Consider the following 17,680-nt stretch of genomic DNA (forward strand, 5'->3'; position numbering starts at 1 on the left):
TTTGGAGGGCGATTCGCCACCTTCCGGCAATCCTTTATGCTCTCAGCACGCCGCCCGTCTGCTTGTTGACGTTCTCGACGATGCGCTTGGCCAGCGCCTCGAGATCCTCGTCGGTCAGCGTCTTTTCGACCGGCTGGATCGAGACTTCGATGGCGATCGACTTCTTGGCGGCGCCGAGCGCAGCGCCCTCGAAGACGTCGAACACCGAAACGCCGGTGACGAGCTTCTTGTCGGCGGCCAAAGCTGCCCGCACCAGCGTGCCGGCCTCGACCGTCCGGTCGACGACGAAAGCAAAATCGCGCTTCACCGCCTGGAAGGGTGAAAGCTCCAGCTTCGGCTTGGTGCGCGTCGGCTTGGCCTTCGGCTCCGGCACGGCATCGACAAAGACCTCGAAGCCGCAGAGCGGCCCGGAGGCGTCGAGCACTTCGAGCGTCTTTGGATGGAACTCGCCGAAAGTGCCGAGCACGGTCTTCGGCCCGAGCTTGATCGTGCCTGAGCGTCCGGGATGGTACCAGGCCGGGCCGCCGGGCTCGATCTGCAGCCTGTCGACCGGCGCGCCGCAAGCTTCGAGCGACGCGATCGCATCGGCCTTGACGTCGAACACCCCGACCGGCCCGGCATTGCCGGCCCAGCTGCGGCTCGAGCCTTCGAGCTTGGCGGTGCCCCGCCGCACGCCGGCGGCGACGCGCCGCTGCTGGTCTGCCAAGTCGCCTTCATAGGTGCCGGAGACCTCGAACAGCGCCACGTCGCCGATGCCCCGATCGGCATTGCGCTGGGCGGCGCTGATCAGCCCAGGCAGCAGCGACGGCCGCATGTCTGACATGTCGGCGGCGATCGGGTTGGCGAGCTTCAGCCGGTTCTGGCCGCCGCCGAACAGCTCGGCGTGTTTCGCCGGAATGAACGACCAGGTGACCGCCTCCATCATGCCGCGCACGGCGAGCGCGCGCTTGGCGGCCCGGGTGCGCACCTGCAGCGTGGTCAGGATCCTGCCGTTGACCGCGTCATGCGAGGTGAGCGGCTGCGGCGCTATGTTGTCGACGCCGTGGATGCGCATCACTTCCTCGACGAGATCGGCCTTGCCGTCGACATCCGGACGCCAGGAGGGGACCTTCACCTCGACGGCGTCACCCGAGCTGCGCGGCTCGAAGCCGAGTCGGGTTAGGATTGCGAGCGCTTCTTCTCTCGGCACCTCGATGCCGGTCAGCCGCTTCACTTCCGACAGCGGGAAAGAAATGATCTTCGGCTTGTGGCCGGCATAGCCCGCCACCTCGATTTCGGTCGGCGTGCCGCCGCAGAATTCCAGCACCAGCTTGGTCGCGAGCTCGACGCCGGGAACCATGAACTCAGGGTCGACGCCGCGCTCGAAGCGGTAGCGCGCATCGCTGATGATGCCGAGCGTGCGACCGGTGCGGGCCGTCGTGATCGGGTCCCAGAGCGCCGATTCGATCAGCACGTCGGTGGTGTTCTCGTCGCAGCCCGAATGCTCGCCGCCCATGATGCCGGCAATCGATTCGATGCCGTTGTCGTCGGCGATCACGCACATCTCCGGCGTCAGCGAGTATTCGCGTCCGTCGAGCGCCAGCACCTTTTCACCGTCCCTGGCGCGGCGTACCACAAGGTTGCCGGCGACCTTCTTCGCGTCGAACACATGCAGCGGCCGGCCGCGGTCGAAGGTGACGTAGTTGGTGATGTCGACCAGCGCGCTGATCGGCCGAAGCCCGATGGCGATCAGCCGCTGCTGCAGCCATTTCGGCGACGGGCCGTTCTTCACGCCCTTCACCAGCGTCAGCGCGAAGCCGGGGCAGAGTTCCGGTGCCTCGATCTTGACCTTGACCGGGCACATGCCGTCGCCGGCATGCGGCATGATCGCGCCGCCGGTCAGCCGGCCGAGGCCGCTCGCCGCAAGATCGCGCGCGATGCCGTAGACGCTGGTGGCATCGGGGCGGTTCGGCGTCAGGTTGATCTCGATCACCGGATCGTCGAGATGGGCGTAGGCGGCGAAGCTGGTGCCGACCGGTGCGTCTTCGGGCAGGTCGATGATGCCGGTATGCTCGTCCGAAAGCTGCAGCTCGCGTTCGGAGCACATCATGCCATGGCTCTCGACGCCGCGAATCTTGCCGACCGAAAGCGTCACGTCGATGCCGGGAATATAGGTGCCGGGCGCAGCAAAAGCGCCGACAAGGCCGGCGCGTGCGTTGGGCGCCCCGCACACCACCTGCACCGGCGGCCTGCCGTCGCCGGCATCGACCGTAAGCACCCGCAGCCGGTCGGCGTCGGGATGCTGCACGGCAGTCAGCACCTTGGCTATGACAAAGGGTTTTAGGCCCGCCTTGTCGTCGACATGTTCGACTTCGAGGCCGATCGCCGTCAGCCGCTCGACGATTTCGGCAAGCGAGGCGTCGGTCTCGAGATGGTCCTTGAGCCAGGAGAGGGTGAATTTCATGACTGTGTTCCGTAGGAAGGGCTTTGCGCGTCAGGTCTAGCCACGCTCGTCTTGAGGTGCCGCGGCAGTGAATCGGGCATATGCAGGAAGGGCAGCTGCTCGCGCACATGTGCATGCAGCGTCGGCCTGAAATAGGCAGGCATGTCCATGGCGCCGAGCGTGAAGTAAATATGGCCGGCGAGCCGCTCGTCGCTATAGGCGATCGGCGAGCCGCAAATGCCGCAGAACGAGCGCGCCACCGGGCCGTTCCGGTAGCTCTTCAGCGACTTGCCTTCGAGCGCGATCTGGTCGGCCGTGAAGCCGATAAAGGCCGACACCGGCGCGCCGCTGGCGCGCCGGCAATCGCCGCAATGGCAATAGCTGATGTGGTGCGGCTCGGCCGAGGCCTCGAACCGCACCGCGCCGCAGCGGCAACCCCCGGTGTGGGGAGCGGTCATGTGGAAAGGCCCCCGAACAGCGTCGGCATGTCGAGCGGCCGGAAGCCGTAATGCGTGAGCCAGCGCACGTCGGCGTCGAAGAAGGCGCGCAGGTCCGGCATGCCGTATTTCAGCATGGCGATGCGGTCGATACCCATGCCCCAGGCAAAGCCCTGGTATTCGTCGGGATCGAGCCCGCCGTAACGCAACACGTTGGGATGCACCATGCCGCAGCCCAGGATCTCCATCCAGTCGGAGCCTTCGCCGAAGCGCACTTCTCCCGGCCGCGAGCGGTCGCACTGGATGTCGACCTCGAGGCTGGGCTCGGTGAACGGAAAGAAGGACGGCCGGAAGCGCATCTTGACGCTCGGCACTTCGAAGAAGGCCTTGCAGAATTCCTCCAGCACCCACTTCATGTTGGCGATGTTGGCGGTCTTGTCGATTACCAGCCCCTCGACCTGATGGAACATCGGCGAGTGCGTTGCGTCCGAATCCTGCCGGTAGGTCTTGCCGGGGATGACGATGCGGATCGGCGGCTTCTGCTGCTCCATGGTGCGGATCTGCACGGGCGAGGTGTGCGTGCGCAAAAGCTTGCGTTCGCCCTTCTCGTCCGGCTGGAAGAAGAAGGTGTCGTGCATCTCGCGCGCGGGGTGGCCTTCCGGGAAATTGAGCGCGGTGAAATTGTAATAGTCGGTCTCGATGTCCGGACCTTCCGCGATCGCGAAGCCGAGGTCGCCGAAGATCGCGGCGATTTCGTCGATCACCTGGCTGATCGGATGGATGCGGCCGCGCTCGGCCGGCGACTGGCGCACCGGCAGCGTGACGTCGACCGTCTCGGCGGCGAGCCGCGCCGCGATCGCCACGTCCTTCAGCTCCGACTTGCGCGCCGTCAGCGCTTCGGTGACGCGGTTCTTCAGCCCATTGATCGCCGGACCCTTGACCTGGCGCTCCTCGGCGCTCATGGCGCCGAGCGTTTTCAGCATTTCGGAGACCGAGCCCTTCTTGCCCAGCGCCGAGACGCGCACAGCCTCGATCGCCTGCTCGTCGGCCGCGGCCGCGATGTCGGCCATCAAAGAAGCTTCAAGGGTTTCAAGATTTCCAGCGGTGGCGTTCACGGCGAAACTCTCTCGATCGGGCAACCACCGGGGTTCGGTGCGTCACCAATTTGGTTGCATCAGGCATAAGAAAAACCCGCGCCAGCCGTGCCAGCGCGGGTTCCCCAAAATCAGAATAGCGAATGCTTGGGAAGCGCTGGCTTAGGCGACAGCGCTCTCAAAAGCATTCGGCGTGGTGTTCTTCAGATATTCGAGCGCCACCTTGGCCTTGGCCACAAGGGCTGCGAAAGCCTGCGGCTCGTGAATGGCCATGTCCGAAAGGACCTTGCGGTCGATCTCGATGCCGGCCTTGTTGAGGCCGTCGATGAAGCGGCCATAGGTCAGGCCGTGCTCGTGCACCGCTGCATTGATGCGCTGGATCCACAGCGCGCGGAACGAGCGCTTGCGGTTCTTGCGGTCGCGATAGGCGTACTGCAGCGACTTTTCCACCGCCTGCTTGGCGATGCGGATGGTGTTCTTGCGACGGCCGTAGAAGCCCTTGGCGGCTTTCAGGACCTTCTTGTGCTTGGCGTGGGCGGTGACGCCTCTCTTCACGCGTGCCATGTCATGATCTCCTTAAAACGCTGTTCCGGACCGAATGCTTAAAGGCCGTTCGGCAGAAAATTCTTGATGACCTTCTTGCCGTCCGGTTCAGCCAGAACCATCGTGCCGCGGGCATCGCGAATGAACTTGTTGGAACGCTTGATCATGCCGTGGCGCTTGCCGGCGGCAGCCGACAGCACCTTGCCGGTGGCGGTAATCTTGAACCGCTTCTTGGCGGCCGATTTGGTCTTCATCTTGGGCATTTTGCTACTCCGTAATGTGGCGCACCATCGCGCTTCTTTTCTCGCTTCGGGCCGACCAGAGCCCGAAAAGCAAATGAAACCGCCACGGCATGCCCTGCCGGGCGGTTTTTGTTTTTGCTCTGCGTATCGTGCTTTCCGTAAATCAGAGATGATTTCCGGCCCGATACGCAGAACGGCGGTCCTATAGATCAAACAGGGCTCGTGCGCAACACCTCACGCCCTGCGGTAGTGTCTCAGTTTGAAATATGCGCTTCCGCCTAGGGGTTATCGCCTGCGCCGAACTCCTATGTACTTACCGCAAAGCACAAGACGCTGAAGATGACGCCGGCAATGGCCGCTGGCGTGTCCAAGACGCTCTGGTCGATGGACGACCATTGCGCGAAGATGGACGCCGTTGCTCCGAAGCCGGGCAAGCGCGGTCCCTACGGGAAAAGTACGAAAGGCCAAATGAGCATCCACGTATTGAAAATCATAGCCTGCGCGAACAGGCACACCCAGTATCCCGATGGGGAACGCCACGCACTTTTGGTCTACATCAATGCCCACGACTTGGGGACTGCACTCTCATCATCACCACGGTTTCTGGCCGAATGCGGATGGGAGCTGATCGAGGTAAGAGGCTCGAAAAGGCTGGAAATCGAAATTTCTTCGATCAGCGACGAACCGTTGCGAAACGCAGCTGCGACTGCGGTCCAAGAGGGTTACGGTATCGTCGTCTATGCGACTCCGATTGCTGATCTCAATTCCTAATTTCAAACTGAGACACTACCCGCCCCGCGGCGCGCTTTCCCGTTCAGGGCAGCGTGAACCACACCGGCAGCACCCCCGACTGCTGCGCGCCGTCGATCAGTTCGAAGGCCGGCAGCGCCACCAGGAACACCAGCCCGTCGAGCAGCGTGTTCAACAGCAGGCGCGGCTTGAAGCTGCCGGTGTCGCCTTCCTGGTAGAGTGAAAGCTTCGGAAAGAAGCGAGGCACGCGCGCCAGATAGGCTTTGTAGGGAGCGCCGAGGACTTCCTTGAGATAGCGCTCCTCGCGCAGGATGACGACGTGGAAGGCGCCGGCGCAAAGGACCGCGAAGAGGATGATGCCGGAAAACGAGCCGATCTGCGCGCCAACGCCGGCTGCCGCCACGGTCGAGAACAGATAGAGCGGGTTGCGGGTGATCGAATAGGGCCCGCCGGTGACCACTTCGGAGGATTTGCGGCCGCCGATGTAGAGCGTCGACCACAAGCGCCCGACGATGCCCAGGAAGATCAGGAGCACGCCGAACATCTCGATCGTCTCGTGCACGGGCGTCTCGGGAGGGAACGTCGACTGGCCGAACAGGAGTGCCGCAAACAGCACCACGATGAGCACCGCCAGCACGATGCGGCGCATATACTGGTAGCCGCCCAACCCTTCTATCTGGTTGTCGGTCGGGATCTTTGTTTCATCGACCATGGCCAATCCGATCGTCGTGTTTTGATCGCGATCGGGAACACCCGATCGTCGATTTGCTCGCGATCAAGGAGCTCGATCGTCGAGGAGCCGGCGATCGGATAGAAAAACAGGCGCCCCCGCCGATCGTCGGGTCGCCCTGCGCGGCAATTCAGGCGGATTTTGGAGCGCCAAGCAGCGCCGGCCGGTCAATTCTCTCTCGCGAAACCGTGATCGGCGCGACAGCTTGCGGCGATCGCGCCGGAATGGCTCCAGGACGGAAAGGAAAACGTGAGGCGCACCGTCAGCGGGGCGCCAGCACCATCATCATCTGTCGGCCTTCGAGCTTCGGCTCGGCCTCGACCTTGGCGATCGGCGCGACTTCCTCGCGCACCTTGTTCAGGAGCTGCATGCCGAGTTCCATATGCGCCATTTCGCGGCCGCGGAAACGCAGCGTCAGCTTGACCTTGTCGCCGTCCTCGAAGAAGCGCCGCACGGCCTTCATCTTGGTTTCGTAGTCATGGCTGTCGATGTTCGGGCGCATCTTGATCTCCTTGATCTCGATGACCTTCTGGTTCTTGCGCGCCTCGGCCGCCTTCTTCTGGTTGGCGTATTTCAGCTTGCCGAGATCGAGGATCTTGACGACGGGCGGCTGCGCGTTGGGCGATATCTCGACGAGATCTAGCCCGGCCTCTTCGGCCAGCAGCAGCGCGTCGTTGATGGAAACTTCGCCACGGTTGTGGCCTTCTGCGTCGATGAGCTGGACCCGGGGCACCCGGATGTCTCGGTTGGAGCGCGGACCGTCCTTGGTCGGGGCCGCTGCTTTGAAAGGTCTGCGAATGGTCGTGGTCTCCTCGGCCGTTTCGTTCAGGGTTTCTTTGAGTTCAATCGCTTGGACGCGCCTATGTGGTGAGCGCGCGGCCGGAGTCAATAGCACAGCCTCGCCAGGAAATCACCTCAAAGCTTGCCATTGCCTGCACCAAGCAAAGAAAAGGTGCGAGCACTTTTCCGCGAACCGCCGGATGTGCCAAAAGACCGGCCGGAAGGACGAGGTCATGGACGCCAGCGCACCAGTTTTCATCGACGTGAACGGAACGCAGATCGCTGTCAGGCAGGCGCCGGGCTCAGCGCCGGGCATCGTCTGGCTGGGCGGCTACAAGTCCGACATGCTCGGCACCAAGGCCGAGGCGCTGTCGGCCTGGGCGAGCCGCGAAGGCCGCGCCTATCTGCGCCACGACTATTCCGGCCACGGCGAATCGGGCGGCGAATTCGCCGAGGGCACGATCTCGAAATGGCTGGCCGAGAGCCTCGCCGTCTTTCGCCGCTTCAGCAAGGGCAAGCAGATCCTGGTCGGCTCCTCGATGGGGGCGTGGATTGCGCTGCGCATGGTGCAGGAATTGCGCAAGGCCGGCGACGACCGCATCGCCGGCCTGGTGCTGCTTGCGCCGGCGCCCGACTTTACCGTCGAGCTGATCGAGCCGGTGCTGACCAGGGCGCAGAAGCGCGACCTTTCGAAAAAGGGATTCTTCGAGGAACCGTCCGACTATTCCGCCGAGCCCTATATCTACACGCGCGCGCTGATCGAGGACGGCCGCGCGAACCGGGTGATGACCGGGCCGATCGACACTCATTGCCCGGTGCATATCCTGCAGGGTCTCGCCGATCCCGACGTGCCTTCCGGCCATGCGCTGAAGCTCGCCGCACTGCTGCCGGCCGATGACGTCACGCTGTCGCTTATCCCCGACGGCGATCATCGCCTCTCCCGCCCGGAGGATCTCGACCTGCTCAACCGCGCCGTCGGCGACCTGGTCCAGCGGGTTTCATGAGCATGCGCATTTCAATCCCGATATCCGCCTTCGTTGCGGCCATCGTCGGCTTTGGCGGCACTTTAGCCATCGTCATTGCCGCCGCCAAGGCGATCGGCGCCACTCAGGTCGAGACCGCGAGCGGGGTGACGGCGATCTGCCTGGCCATGGCCCTAGAATGCCTGTGGCTGTCCTGGCGCACGAAAATGCCGGTCATCACCGCCTGGTCGACCCCGGGCCTGGCGCTGATCGCGGTCTCCAGCGGCTTCACCATGGCGCAAGCCGTCGGCGCTTTCATCGTCACCGGCATCCTCTTGATCGCCACCGGCCTGTTCAAGCCGCTGACCCGGCTGATCGCGCAGATTCCGGCCTCGGTGGCGTCCGGCATGCTGGCCGGCATCCTGGTCGGCTTCGCCATCAGTGCGGTCAAGGCCATTCCCGCCGATCCGTGGCTGATCCTGCCGCTGATCGCCGCCTTCTTCGTCATCCGGCTGTTCAACCCGGCGGTTTCGGTCCTTGTCGTGCTGATCGGCGGCGGCCTTGCCGCCTTCCTCACCGGCCGCGTCGGCGGCCTGCCGGCGCCGGAATTGTCGACACTGACGCTGATCGCTCCGCAGTTCACCGTTTCGGCGATCATTGGCCTGGCCTTGCCGCTCTACCTCGTCACCATGGCCTCCCAGAACCTCTCCGGTCTCGCGGTGCTGAAAGCCGCCGGCTACCACCCGGAACCTGGCCCGCTGATCGGCGTCACCGGGCTGTTCTCGCTGCTCTCGGCGCCGTTCGGCGCCTCGACGACCAATCTGGCGGCGATCTCCGCGGCGATCTGCACCGGCCCGGATGTCCATCCGGATCCCGCCGAGCGCTGGAAGACGGGGCCGTTCTATGCGCTCGCCTATCTGGTCTTCGCCATCTTCGGCGCTTCGCTGGTGGCGATCTTCGCCGTCCTGCCGCAGAGCCTGATCGTGCTGGTCGCCGGCCTGGCGCTGATGGCGCCTTTAGCCAACGCGCTCTCGATCGCGCTCCATGATGCGGGCGAGCGCATGCCGGCCACGCTCACCTTTGCGGTGACGGCCTCAGGGCTCACCTTGTTCGGCGTCGGCGCGGCTTTTTGGGGGCTGGTCGCCGGAATGGCAGTGCTTTTCCTCGAGAAACTCAAAAAGCGATAATCATTTCAGGCCTTTCGCCGGTTTTGGCCGGACTTGCCTTGAATCGCCGATTTCGCCTTCCCATTTCGATTCCACGCAGCCGGTTTGGCTGTCTCCAACGGAAGGATTGGGAGAAAATGAACACAAGTGCATTGATCCGTCCGGCCTGGACGCCGGCGACCATCGCGCTGATGGTGATCGGCTTCATGGTGTTCTGGCCGCTGGGCTTCGCCATGCTTGCCTACATCATCTGGGGCGACCGGCTCGAAGGCTTCAAGCGCGATGTCAACCGCGCCACCGACGGCATCTTCGCCGGCTGCCGCCGTGGCTCGGAAAAGGCGGCCCGCTGGGGCCATGGCTCGTCCCGCACCGGCAACGTCGCTTTCGACGACTGGCGCGAGAAGGAACTCGAACGCCTCGCCGAGGAGCGCCGCAAGCTCGACGAGATGCTGAACGAGTTCGACGAGTATGCCCGCGAGCTGCGCCGTGCCAAGGACCAGGAAGAGTTCGACCGCTTCATGGCCGAGCGCAACAAGCGGACCGCGCCGACGACGACGAGTGGTCCGACCGGAGCGACGGGGCCGAAGCGCGGCAAGGGCTCGAACCTCCTTGACGACTGAGCCTCAATCATAAGGCTCGGCCGACATGCGGCGTCGCGCAAGCGGCGCCGTTTCTTTTTTGTTCCCCATGTAGCCTCACTCTACTGGTCGTTTTTCTCGAATCGCGTATCGTCCGGCCATGACCCTCGGCTTCTTTCGCAATCTGACCAAGCCAGAACCCAAGCCCGTCGTGGAGCGCGAGCATTGCGTCGCCGGCCGCACCCTGCCGCTCAAAATCGTCGAGAGCGCGAGGGCCCGGCGGTTGACGCTGCGTATCGATTCCGGCGGCCAGGGGCTGCGCATAACCGTGCCGCCCGGCTTGCGCCGCGGCGAGGTGGAGAAGTTCCTCGACCGCCATCAGGACTGGCTGGAGCAGCGCCTGGCCAAGGTGCCGATGCGCCCGCAGGTGCGGCCCGGCATCAAGATCCCGATCCGCGGCGTGCCGCACCGCATCGTCCATGAGCCGGCGAAACGCGGCACCGTCACCATCGCGCGCGACGAGCGCGGCCCGCTGCTCATCATCCATGGCGAGCGTGTCCACCTGCCGCGCCGCATCGCCGATTATCTGAAACGCGAGGCCAAGCGCGAGATCGAGAAGCTGGTGGTCAAGCACACCGAGGCGATCGGCAAGCGCGCCAAGGCGATCCGCTACAAGGATACCTCCAGCCGCTGGGGGTCATGCACCTCGGAGGGCAATCTGTCCTTCTCGTGGCGCATCATGATGGCGCCGCCGCCGGTCATCAATTACCTGGTGGCGCATGAGGTCGCGCATCTGAAAGAGATGAACCATGGCCCGAAATTCTGGAAGCTGTGCGAAAAGCTCTGCCCCGACACCGATCGCTGCAAGGACTGGCTGAAGCGCAACGGCGGCGCGCTGCAGGCGATCGTGTTTGAGTAGGCGTCGCCCTGGCACCCGTATAGCTGGCGGCCCACCGAAGCCGCTCAATCGTCATTCGCCGCGTTGAGTTCCTCCGGCCGCAGCCCTTCCTCACTCGCATGGGGCCACGGCAGAAAATTCCGGTCGAACGCGTCGCTGCCGAAATAGTCGAGCGCCCGGTGCGCCTCGGCGCCGTTGAAAGCGGACTTGTCCATCAGATGCACGATCACCTCGCGCGCCTGCGCGATCTTCTGCCTGAGTTCGGCGACGGTCTTGTCGGTCATGATCTTTCTGCTCCCGCCTGTGTCCCTACTCGAAAGGTAGCGCTTTCCGTCGGCCCGGCAACGGCATGCTTTTTCTCGACTCTTGCGGCTTTTCGTGCCAATCCCGCGCCATGACGCTCGACATCAAGATCTGCGGATTGAAGACCGACGCCGCGATGGCCGCCGCGCTCGCCGGCGGGGCCAGCCACGTCGGCTTCATCTTCTTTGCCAAAAGCCCGCGCTTCGTCCATCCGGCCGAGGCCGGCCGTCTGCGCCAGGCGGCCATCGGCAAGGCCAAGGCGGTTGCCGTCACCGTCGATGCGGATGATGACTTTCTCGACGATATTGTCGCGAAGATGCAGCCGGATATGCTGCAACTGCATGGCTCCGAAACGCCGGTGCGTGTGGCGGAACTAAAGGCTCGCCATGGCCTGCCGGTGATGAAGGTGCTGTCGGTCAGCGAAGCTGCGGATCTCGAGCGGATGAAGCCCTATGTCGGCGTTGCCGACCGCTTGATGTTCGACGCCAAGCCGCCCCAGGGATCGCAATTGCCTGGCGGCAATGGCGTCGCCTTCGACTGGCGCATCCTTGCCGGCCTTGACGCCGGCCTCGATTACATGCTTTCCGGAGGGCTCAACGCCGCCAATGTCGGCGATGCCCTCAGACTGGCCAATCCGCCCGGGATAGACATCTCCTCCGGCGTGGAGAGCGCTCCGGGCGTCAAGGAACCGGCGCTGATCGAGCAGTTTTTCCGGGCCGTCAGGGCCGCGCGCGACGACCGCGCCGCCTGAGGAAGTTTTCAAACCCGAGCATGTCCCGGAAAAGTGGGAACCGGTTTTCCGATAAGGACGTGCTCAGAAGCAAAGACTCAGGAGATCGGCGATGAACAGGCCGGCTATGCCCAATTCCTTCCGCACCGGGCCCGACGAGCAGGGCATGTTCGGCATTTTCGGCGGCCGCTTCGTCGCCGAGACGCTGATGCCGCTGATCCTCGATCTCGAAGAGCAGTGGAACAAGGCCAAGAATGATCCGGAGTTCAAGGCGGAGCTGGAGAACCTTTCGACCCATTATGCCGGTAGACCGTCGAAGCTCTATTTCGCCGAAGGCCTGACAAGGCATCTTCGGGAGGTTTCCTCGGCGAAGGGCCTCGGGGGCGGCGCCAAGGTCTATTTCAAGCGCGAGGACCTGAACCACACCGGCTCGCACAAGATCAACAATTGCCTCGGCCAGATCCTGCTCGCCAAGCGCATGGGCAAGAAGCGCATCATCGCCGAGACCGGTGCCGGCCAGCATGGCGTCGCTTCCGCCACGGTCGCTGCGCGCTTCGGCTATCCTTGCGTGGTTTACATGGGTGCCACCGACGTCGCCCGCCAGAGCCCGAACGTCTTTCGCATGAAGCTGCTCGGCGCCGAGGTGCGCCCGGTCACCGCCGGCCACGGCACGCTGAAGGACGCCATGAACGAAGCTCTGCGTGACTGGGTCACCAATGTCGAGGACACCTATTACCTGATCGGCACCGCCGCCGGCCCGCATCCCTATCCGGAGCTGGTGCGCGACTTCCAGTCGGTGATCGGCACGGAAGCGCGCGCCCAGATGCTGGAGCAGGAAGGCCGGCTGCCCGACGTCATCATCGCCGCCGTCGGCGGCGGCTCCAACGCCATTGGCCTTTTCCACCCGTTCCTCGACGACAAGGATGTGCGCATCATCGGCATCGAGGCCGGCGGTCGCGGCCTCGACGGCGTCGAGCACTGCGCCTCGATGAATGCCGGCGCGCCGGGCGTGCTGCACGGCAATCGCACCTATCTCTTGCAGAATGCGGATGGCCAGATTCTCGACGGCCATTCGATCTCGGCCGGTCTCGATTATCCGGGCGTCGGGCCCGAGCATGCCTGGCTGCGCGATTCGGGTCGCGTCGAATATGAGCCGATCCTCGACGACGAGGCGCTGGAGGCCTTCCAACTGACGACCCGGGTCGAAGGCATCATCCCGGCGCTGGAATCGGCGCACGCCATCGCGCATGCGATGAAGATCGTGCCGAAAATGGACAAGGACCAGATCGTCATCGTCAACCTGTCCGGCCGCGGCGACAAGGACGTGCACACGGTGGCCAAGATGCTGGGCATGGAGATCTGACAATGACGACCCGCATCGACCGCCGCATGGCGAAGCTCAAATCCGAGGGCCGTCCGGCTTTGGTCACCTATTTCATGGGCGGCGATCCCGACTACGAGACATCTTTGGCTATCATGAAGGCGCTTCCCGGCGCCGGCAGCGATGTCATCGAGCTCGGCATGCCGTTCTCCGATCCGATGGCCGACGGCCCGGCCATTCAGGCGGCGGGTCTCAGGGCGCTGAAAGGCGGCCAGACGCTGGTCAAGACGCTGAAGATGGCGTCCGAATTCCGCGCCGGCGACGACGAAACGCCGATCGTGCTGATGGGCTACTACAACCCGATCTACATTTACGGCGTCGATCGTTTCCTGGCTGACGCCAAGGCGAGCGGCATCGACGGCCTGATCGTTGTCGACCTGCCGCCGGAAATGGACGAGGAGCTCTGCGTTCCGGCGCTGAAGGCGGGCATTAATTTCATCCGCCTGGCGACGCCGACCACCGACGACAAGCGCCTGCCGAAGGTGCTCGAGAACACCTCCGGCTTCGTCTACTACGTGTCGATGACGGGCATCACCGGCTCGGCCTTGGCCGACACTGCCAAGGTGTCGGCGGCGGTCAAACGCATCAAGGGTCACACCGCGCTGCCGGTCTGCGTCGGCTTCGGCGTCAAGACCGCCGAGCAGGCGCGTACCATCGGCGCCTCCGCCGACGGCGTCGTCGTCGGCACGGCCATCGTCAACGCGGTCGCCAATGTGCTCGGGCCCAAGGGCGAGAAGACCGCCGATCCGGCCGAAGCGGTCGCCACGCTGGTCAGCGGGCTTGCCCAGGGCGTCCGCTCGGCCCGCCTTGCTGCCGCCGAATAGTCTGACTATTTGTTTTTACGCAATTCCGGACGGAAAACCGCCACACACTTTTCCTGGAATTGCTGGACGTCTCTTCGTCGGGACAGGAGCCGAAGCGATGAACTGGATCACCAACTACGTTCGACCGAAGATCAATTCGATGCTCGGCCGGCGCACCGACATGCCGGAAAATCTCTGGATCAAGGATCCCGAGACCGGCGAGATGATTTTCCACAAGGACCTCGAATCCAACCAGTTCGTCATCCCGTCTTCCGGCCACCATATGAAGATCTCGGCCAAGGAGCGGCTGAAATACTTCTTCGACGACGGCAGATACGAGACGCTGGAAAACCCCAAGGTCGTGCAGGATCCGCTGAAGTTCCGCGATGAGAAGCGCTACACCGATCGGCTGAAAGAGGCGAAAGCCAAGACAAGCCTCGAGGACGCGATTCTTAACGCAGTCGGCACCATCGAAGGCCTGCCGGTGGTGGTTACCGTGCAGGATTTCGCCTTCATGGGCGGCTCGCTCGGCATGGCCGCGGGCGAGGCCATCGTCCATGCCTTCGAGGTCGCTTTGCAGCGCAGGCGGCCGCTGATCCTGTTCGCCGCCTCGGGCGGCGCCCGCATGCAGGAAGGCATCCTCTCGCTGATGCAGTTGCCGCGCACCACGGTCGGCGTCGACCGGCTGAAGGAAGCCGGCCTGCCCTATATCGTGGTGCTCACCAACCCGACCACCGGCGGCGTGACCGCGTCCTATGCCATGCTGGGCGACGTTCACATCGCCGAGCCCGGCGCGCTGATCGGCTTCGCCGGGCCACGCGTCATCGAGCAGACGATCCGCGAGAAACTCCCCGATGGCTTCCAGCGCGCCGAATATCTGATGGAACACGGCATGGTCGACATGGTGGTCTCGCGTCTGGAGATGCGCTCGACCATCGCACGACTGTTGAAGATGCTGCTCAAGACCCCAGTGGCCGAGACGCCATTGGAGCCTGAGATCCTGCCGCCGGCGGTCGTCAACGCCGAATCCCGGCCGCAGGCCTGACGCGACATCGTTTGCCGCCCACCGCGATTGCGCCAGCTGCGCTGCGCAGTAGCTGTTTGCGCATGATCCCTTTCCAAAACCGATCCCGGTTTTCGGGCTCATGCGCCAGAGCAATTCCAGCAAGAGTGCGCAGCGGTTTTGCGTCCGGAATTGCACACGAACGAAAAGCATTGAAGGCGATCCTGTTCTTTCGCCGCAAATGCTCTAGGATTCCGCCATGACAACGCTCGCCGCCGCTCGTGAAATCGAACATCTGATGACGCTCCATCCGAAAGGTTTCGACCTTTCGCTGGACCGCATCGCCCGCCTGCTCGAGCGTCTCGGCAACCCGCAGGACCGGCTGCCGCCGGTCATCCACATCGCCGGCACCAACGGCAAGGGCTCCTGCGCCGCCTTCTCGCGTGCGCTGCTGGAGGCGGCCGGTCATCTCGTCCACGTGCACACCTCGCCGCATCTGGTGAACTGGCACGAGCGCTACCGGCTGGCCGCCGAGGGCGGCGGCAAGCTGGTCGACGACGATGTCTTTGCCGAGGCCATCGCGCGCGTCGCCAAGGCCAATCAAGGCCAGAAGATCACCGTTTTCGAGATCCTCACCGCCGTCACCTTCATCCTGTTTTCCGAGCATCCGGCCGAGGCGGCGATCATCGAGGTCGGGCTCGGCGGCCGCTTCGATGCCACCAATGTCATTTCGCGGCCTGCCGTCTCGGTGATCATGCCTGTGTCGATGGATCACGAAGCCTATCTCGGCGACCGCGTTGAGCTGATCGCGGCCGAAAAGGCCGGCATCATGAAGCGCGGCTGCCCGGTGGTGATCGGCGCGCAGGAAAGCGAGACCGCGCTGGAGGTGCTGATCGAGACCGCGGAGCGGCTGGATTGCCCGACCGTCGTTTACGGTCAGGATTTCCTGGCCTTCGAGGAGAACGGCCGCATGGTCTATCAGGACGAGGACGGTCTGATGGACCTGCCGCTGCCGCGCCTGCCCGGTCGGCATCAGTTCGCCAATGCCGCCGCGGCGATCGCCGCGGTCAAGGCCGCCGGCTTCGAGATAAGCCATCGCGCTGCCGAAAAAGCGATGACCAGCACCGCGTGGCCGGCCCGGATGCAAAAGCTGACGCAGGGCAGGTTGGTTGAGCTTGCCCCAAAGGGCGCCGAGATCTGGCTCGACGGCGGCCACAATCCGGGCGCCGGCGTCGTCATCGCCGAAGCGCTGGCCGAGCAGGAGGAAAAGAATCCGCGCCCGCTGATCCTCATCGCCGGCATGATCAACACCAAGGACCAGACCGGCTATTTCAGCGCCTTCAAGGGGCTTGCCCGCCATGTCTACACGGTGCCGGTGAGCAAGAGCGATGCCGGCGTGCCCAATGACGAGCTCGCGCTGCGCGCCACCGAGGCCGGCCTGTCGGCCGAGCCGGTCAACTCCGTCGCCGACGCGCTGATGCTGCTGCGCGACAGCTGGGACGGTCCGGCGCCGCGCATCCTCATCGGCGGCTCGCTCTATTTCGCCGGCGCTGTGCTGGACGAGAACGGCACGCCGCCGACCTGATAGCGCCGAGGCAGCCGCGAGGAGCAATCGTGATCAAGGTGAACCAACTGGCCCATGTCTGCATCTTCGCGCATGACCTTGAGGCGACGCGCGGCTTCTACCGGGATGTGCTCGGCATGGACACCCGGTTCAACTTTATGCGCGACGGCAAGATCTTCGGTTTCTATCTCGATTGCGGCGGCCGCAGCCATGTCGAGGTGTTCGAGAAGGCCGAAGCCCGCTACAGCGAGGCGAACCAGATCAACCACTTCTGCCTGGAGGTGGAAGACATGGACGCCGCGATCACCCATATCCGGTCGCAAGAGGTCGAGGTCACGGCGAAGAAGCTCGCTTGCGACGGCACCTGGCAGGCCTGGATCAAAGACCCCAACGGCGTGAAGATCGAGCTGTTCGAATACACGGACAAAAGCGCGCAATTCATCGGCGGCGATCGCGTCGCCGATTGGTAGCGGCGCCTGCCTCGAAGGTTATTTCAGCTCGATCTCGATAAAGGCGTATTCGCCGTCATTGGCGTTGATGACATCGTGCTCGACGCCTTCCCGGCGGAAATAGGGCGCGCCTTGCTTCATCTCCGCGAAGGATTCGCCGTCCTTGGTCACCAGCTTCACCTTGCCGTCCATCAGCGGCACGATGACATAGTCGTGGCCATGGCGGTGCCAGCCGGTGTTGGCGCCCGGGGCGAAGCGGTATTCGGTGACGATCACGCGCTCATTGTCGACGTGAACTGTGGCCTTGGCTGTTCCGGTCATGGGGCTCTCCTTTTCTTAAGGAAAGGAGATGGCTGCCCGAAGCGTCAGGGCCAGAGCGCCGTCAGCGATGGCGCCAAGGAAAAAGCCCGGCGCGATGGCCGGGCTCGATCTTTCTGATATTCGGATTGGCTCAGGCGAGGCTGCCATTGATCCAGTGCGACAGCGCCGTCTTCGGCGCCGCACCCACCTTCATGTCGGCCACTTCGCCGCCCTTGAAGATCATCAGCGTCGGGATCGAGCGCACGCCGTACTGGGCGGCCAACTCGGGATTCTCGTCGATGTTGAGCTTGGCGACCTTCACCTTCGAGCCGAGCTCCTTGGCGATGTCTTCCAAAGCCGGGGCGATCATCTTGCACGGACCGCACCACTCGGCCCAGAAATCCACCACAACCGGCTCCTTGGCATTGAGCACATCGGCCTGGAAATTGCCCTTGTCGACCTTGACGGTGGCCATGCTGAAATCCTTTCGAAAACTCGGGTTGCACCAAATGTGGTGGCTGTGGTGGCGATGTTCAAGCAGTTCT

General features: G+C 63.9%; 21 protein-coding genes. 11 read left to right on the forward strand and 10 right to left on the reverse strand.

Features of this window, described 5'->3' with window-relative positions; all coding sequences use genetic code 11:
* Positions 1-34: 34 nt before the first annotated feature.
* The 5 genes from pheT to rpmI all read right to left on the reverse strand — a co-directional run bounded on the left by pheT (position 35) and on the right by rpmI (position 4,759).
* Positions 35-2,443: a phenylalanine--tRNA ligase subunit beta gene (pheT, locus tag CK215_RS19420; protein ID WP_095831866.1), complete on the reverse strand. Its 2,409-nt coding sequence runs from the start codon at positions 2,441-2,443 to the stop codon at positions 35-37.
* Complete coding sequence (locus CK215_RS19425; protein ID WP_095831867.1) at positions 2,440-2,880, reverse strand: GFA family protein; 441 nt, start codon at positions 2,878-2,880, stop codon at positions 2,440-2,442. Before CK215_RS19425 ends, pheT begins: the two co-directional genes overlap by 4 nt.
* A complete protein-coding gene (gene pheS / locus CK215_RS19430) occupies positions 2,877-3,929 on the reverse strand; it encodes a phenylalanine--tRNA ligase subunit alpha (RefSeq protein ID WP_245322440.1) in 1,053 nt (350 codons plus the stop codon). The genes CK215_RS19425 and pheS overlap by 4 nt, the downstream gene beginning before the upstream one ends.
* Positions 3,930-4,115: 186 nt before the next feature.
* Positions 4,116-4,517: a 50S ribosomal protein L20 gene (rplT, locus tag CK215_RS19435; RefSeq protein ID WP_040968947.1), complete on the reverse strand. Its 402-nt coding sequence runs from the start codon at positions 4,515-4,517 to the stop codon at positions 4,116-4,118.
* Positions 4,518-4,555: 38 nt separating this feature from the next.
* Positions 4,556-4,759 (reverse strand): 50S ribosomal protein L35, encoded by a 204-nt coding sequence (gene rpmI / locus CK215_RS19440; protein ID WP_027166935.1) that lies wholly within the window; start codon positions 4,757-4,759, stop codon positions 4,556-4,558.
* A gap of 318 nt (positions 4,760-5,077) precedes the next feature.
* Between rpmI and CK215_RS19445 the strand changes: the two genes are divergently transcribed.
* Positions 5,078-5,509, forward strand: coding sequence for a hypothetical protein (locus CK215_RS19445; RefSeq protein WP_095831868.1), 432 nt, complete (start codon positions 5,078-5,080; stop codon positions 5,507-5,509).
* Between the two features lie 43 nt (positions 5,510-5,552).
* Here the strand turns inward: CK215_RS19445 and CK215_RS19450 are convergent, their stop codons facing one another.
* The gene (locus CK215_RS19450) at positions 5,553-6,200 is read right to left on the reverse strand and encodes an isoprenylcysteine carboxylmethyltransferase family protein (protein ID WP_095776868.1); all 648 of its coding nucleotides are present in this window, start codon (positions 6,198-6,200) and stop codon (positions 5,553-5,555) included.
* A 280-nt stretch (positions 6,201-6,480) separates the two neighbouring features.
* Positions 6,481-7,017 (reverse strand): translation initiation factor IF-3, encoded by a 537-nt coding sequence (infC, locus tag CK215_RS19455; protein WP_067003282.1) that lies wholly within the window; start codon positions 7,015-7,017, stop codon positions 6,481-6,483.
* A 214-nt stretch (positions 7,018-7,231) separates the two neighbouring features.
* Here infC and CK215_RS19460 point away from each other — a divergent pair, with 214 nt between their 5' ends.
* From CK215_RS19460 to CK215_RS19475, 4 genes are all read left to right on the forward strand, one after another.
* Positions 7,232-8,002: an alpha/beta hydrolase gene (locus tag CK215_RS19460; RefSeq protein WP_095831930.1), complete on the forward strand. Its 771-nt coding sequence runs from the start codon at positions 7,232-7,234 to the stop codon at positions 8,000-8,002.
* Positions 8,003-8,004: 2 nt separating this feature from the next.
* Positions 8,005-9,147: a benzoate/H(+) symporter BenE family transporter gene (locus CK215_RS19465; RefSeq protein ID WP_095831869.1), complete on the forward strand. Its 1,143-nt coding sequence runs from the start codon at positions 8,005-8,007 to the stop codon at positions 9,145-9,147.
* A 116-nt stretch (positions 9,148-9,263) separates the two neighbouring features.
* Entirely contained in the window at positions 9,264-9,746 is a 483-nt protein-coding gene (locus CK215_RS19470; RefSeq protein ID WP_067002952.1) for a DUF2852 domain-containing protein, read from the forward strand.
* Positions 9,747-9,864: 118 nt separating this feature from the next.
* Positions 9,865-10,623 carry a M48 family metallopeptidase gene (locus tag CK215_RS19475; protein WP_067002950.1) on the forward strand — a complete coding sequence of 253 codons (759 nt, stop codon included), beginning with the start codon at positions 9,865-9,867 and terminating at the stop codon, positions 10,621-10,623.
* A 44-nt stretch (positions 10,624-10,667) separates the two neighbouring features.
* Here CK215_RS19475 and CK215_RS19480 read toward each other — a convergent pair whose 3' ends face one another.
* Positions 10,668-10,886 (reverse strand): hypothetical protein, encoded by a 219-nt coding sequence (locus tag CK215_RS19480; protein WP_095782113.1) that lies wholly within the window; start codon positions 10,884-10,886, stop codon positions 10,668-10,670.
* A 110-nt stretch (positions 10,887-10,996) separates the two neighbouring features.
* Between CK215_RS19480 and CK215_RS19485 the strand changes: the two genes are divergently transcribed.
* The 6 genes from CK215_RS19485 (at position 10,997) to CK215_RS19510 (ending at position 16,856) form a co-directional block, all read left to right on the forward strand.
* Positions 10,997-11,656, forward strand: a complete 660-nt coding sequence (locus CK215_RS19485; protein WP_095831870.1) for a phosphoribosylanthranilate isomerase — start codon at positions 10,997-10,999, stop codon at positions 11,654-11,656.
* 91 nt (positions 11,657-11,747) lie between these two features.
* Entirely contained in the window at positions 11,748-12,998 is a 1,251-nt protein-coding gene (trpB, locus tag CK215_RS19490; RefSeq protein ID WP_095831871.1) for a tryptophan synthase subunit beta, read from the forward strand.
* A 2-nt stretch (positions 12,999-13,000) separates the two neighbouring features.
* Complete coding sequence (gene trpA, locus CK215_RS19495; protein WP_067002941.1) at positions 13,001-13,840, forward strand: tryptophan synthase subunit alpha; 840 nt, start codon at positions 13,001-13,003, stop codon at positions 13,838-13,840.
* Between the two features lie 97 nt (positions 13,841-13,937).
* Positions 13,938-14,864, forward strand: a complete 927-nt coding sequence (gene accD, locus CK215_RS19500; protein WP_067002939.1) for an acetyl-CoA carboxylase, carboxyltransferase subunit beta — start codon at positions 13,938-13,940, stop codon at positions 14,862-14,864.
* Between the two features lie 217 nt (positions 14,865-15,081).
* Positions 15,082-16,407: a folylpolyglutamate synthase/dihydrofolate synthase family protein gene (locus CK215_RS19505; protein ID WP_095831872.1), complete on the forward strand. Its 1,326-nt coding sequence runs from the start codon at positions 15,082-15,084 to the stop codon at positions 16,405-16,407.
* 29 nt (positions 16,408-16,436) lie between these two features.
* Positions 16,437-16,856, forward strand: a complete 420-nt coding sequence (locus CK215_RS19510; RefSeq protein ID WP_095831873.1) for a VOC family protein — start codon at positions 16,437-16,439, stop codon at positions 16,854-16,856.
* An 18-nt stretch (positions 16,857-16,874) separates the two neighbouring features.
* Here the strand turns inward: CK215_RS19510 and CK215_RS19515 are convergent, their stop codons facing one another.
* Positions 16,875-17,156: a cupin domain-containing protein gene (locus tag CK215_RS19515; RefSeq protein WP_067002933.1), complete on the reverse strand. Its 282-nt coding sequence runs from the start codon at positions 17,154-17,156 to the stop codon at positions 16,875-16,877.
* A gap of 130 nt (positions 17,157-17,286) precedes the next feature.
* Positions 17,287-17,610, reverse strand: a complete 324-nt coding sequence (trxA, locus tag CK215_RS19520; protein WP_041000044.1) for a thioredoxin — start codon at positions 17,608-17,610, stop codon at positions 17,287-17,289.
* Between the last annotated feature and the right edge of the window lie 70 nt (positions 17,611-17,680).

It is taken from the genome of Mesorhizobium sp. WSM3864, assembly GCF_002294955.1.
Lineage (GTDB): Bacteria > Pseudomonadota > Alphaproteobacteria > Rhizobiales > Rhizobiaceae > Mesorhizobium.

Coding starts and splice junctions, on each gene's coding strand:
- pheT (WP_095831866.1), bottom strand. CDS start 2,443: ATGAAATTCACCCTCTCCTGGCTCAAGGACCATCTCGAGACCGACGCC.
- CK215_RS19425 (WP_095831867.1), bottom strand. CDS start 2,880: ATGACCGCTCCCCACACCGGGGGTTGCCGCTGCGGCGCGGTGCGGTTC.
- pheS (WP_245322440.1), bottom strand. CDS start 3,929: ATGGCCGACATCGCGGCCGCGGCCGACGAGCAGGCGATCGAGGCTGTG.
- rplT (WP_040968947.1), bottom strand. CDS start 4,517: ATGGCACGCGTGAAGAGAGGCGTCACCGCCCACGCCAAGCACAAGAAG.
- rpmI (WP_027166935.1), bottom strand. CDS start 4,759: ATGCCCAAGATGAAGACCAAATCGGCCGCCAAGAAGCGGTTCAAGATT.
- CK215_RS19445 (WP_095831868.1), top strand. CDS start 5,078: ATGACGCCGGCAATGGCCGCTGGCGTGTCCAAGACGCTCTGGTCGATG.
- CK215_RS19450 (WP_095776868.1), bottom strand. CDS start 6,200: ATGGTCGATGAAACAAAGATCCCGACCGACAACCAGATAGAAGGGTTG.
- CK215_RS19460 (WP_095831930.1), top strand. CDS start 7,232: ATGGACGCCAGCGCACCAGTTTTCATCGACGTGAACGGAACGCAGATC.
- CK215_RS19465 (WP_095831869.1), top strand. CDS start 8,005: ATGCGCATTTCAATCCCGATATCCGCCTTCGTTGCGGCCATCGTCGGC.
- CK215_RS19470 (WP_067002952.1), top strand. CDS start 9,264: ATGAACACAAGTGCATTGATCCGTCCGGCCTGGACGCCGGCGACCATC.
- CK215_RS19475 (WP_067002950.1), top strand. CDS start 9,865: ATGACCCTCGGCTTCTTTCGCAATCTGACCAAGCCAGAACCCAAGCCC.
- CK215_RS19480 (WP_095782113.1), bottom strand. CDS start 10,886: ATGACCGACAAGACCGTCGCCGAACTCAGGCAGAAGATCGCGCAGGCG.
- CK215_RS19485 (WP_095831870.1), top strand. CDS start 10,997: ATGACGCTCGACATCAAGATCTGCGGATTGAAGACCGACGCCGCGATG.
- trpB (WP_095831871.1), top strand. CDS start 11,748: ATGAACAGGCCGGCTATGCCCAATTCCTTCCGCACCGGGCCCGACGAG.
- trpA (WP_067002941.1), top strand. CDS start 13,001: ATGACGACCCGCATCGACCGCCGCATGGCGAAGCTCAAATCCGAGGGC.
- accD (WP_067002939.1), top strand. CDS start 13,938: ATGAACTGGATCACCAACTACGTTCGACCGAAGATCAATTCGATGCTC.
- CK215_RS19505 (WP_095831872.1), top strand. CDS start 15,082: ATGACAACGCTCGCCGCCGCTCGTGAAATCGAACATCTGATGACGCTC.
- CK215_RS19515 (WP_067002933.1), bottom strand. CDS start 17,156: ATGACCGGAACAGCCAAGGCCACAGTTCACGTCGACAATGAGCGCGTG.
- trxA (WP_041000044.1), bottom strand. CDS start 17,610: ATGGCCACCGTCAAGGTCGACAAGGGCAATTTCCAGGCCGATGTGCTC.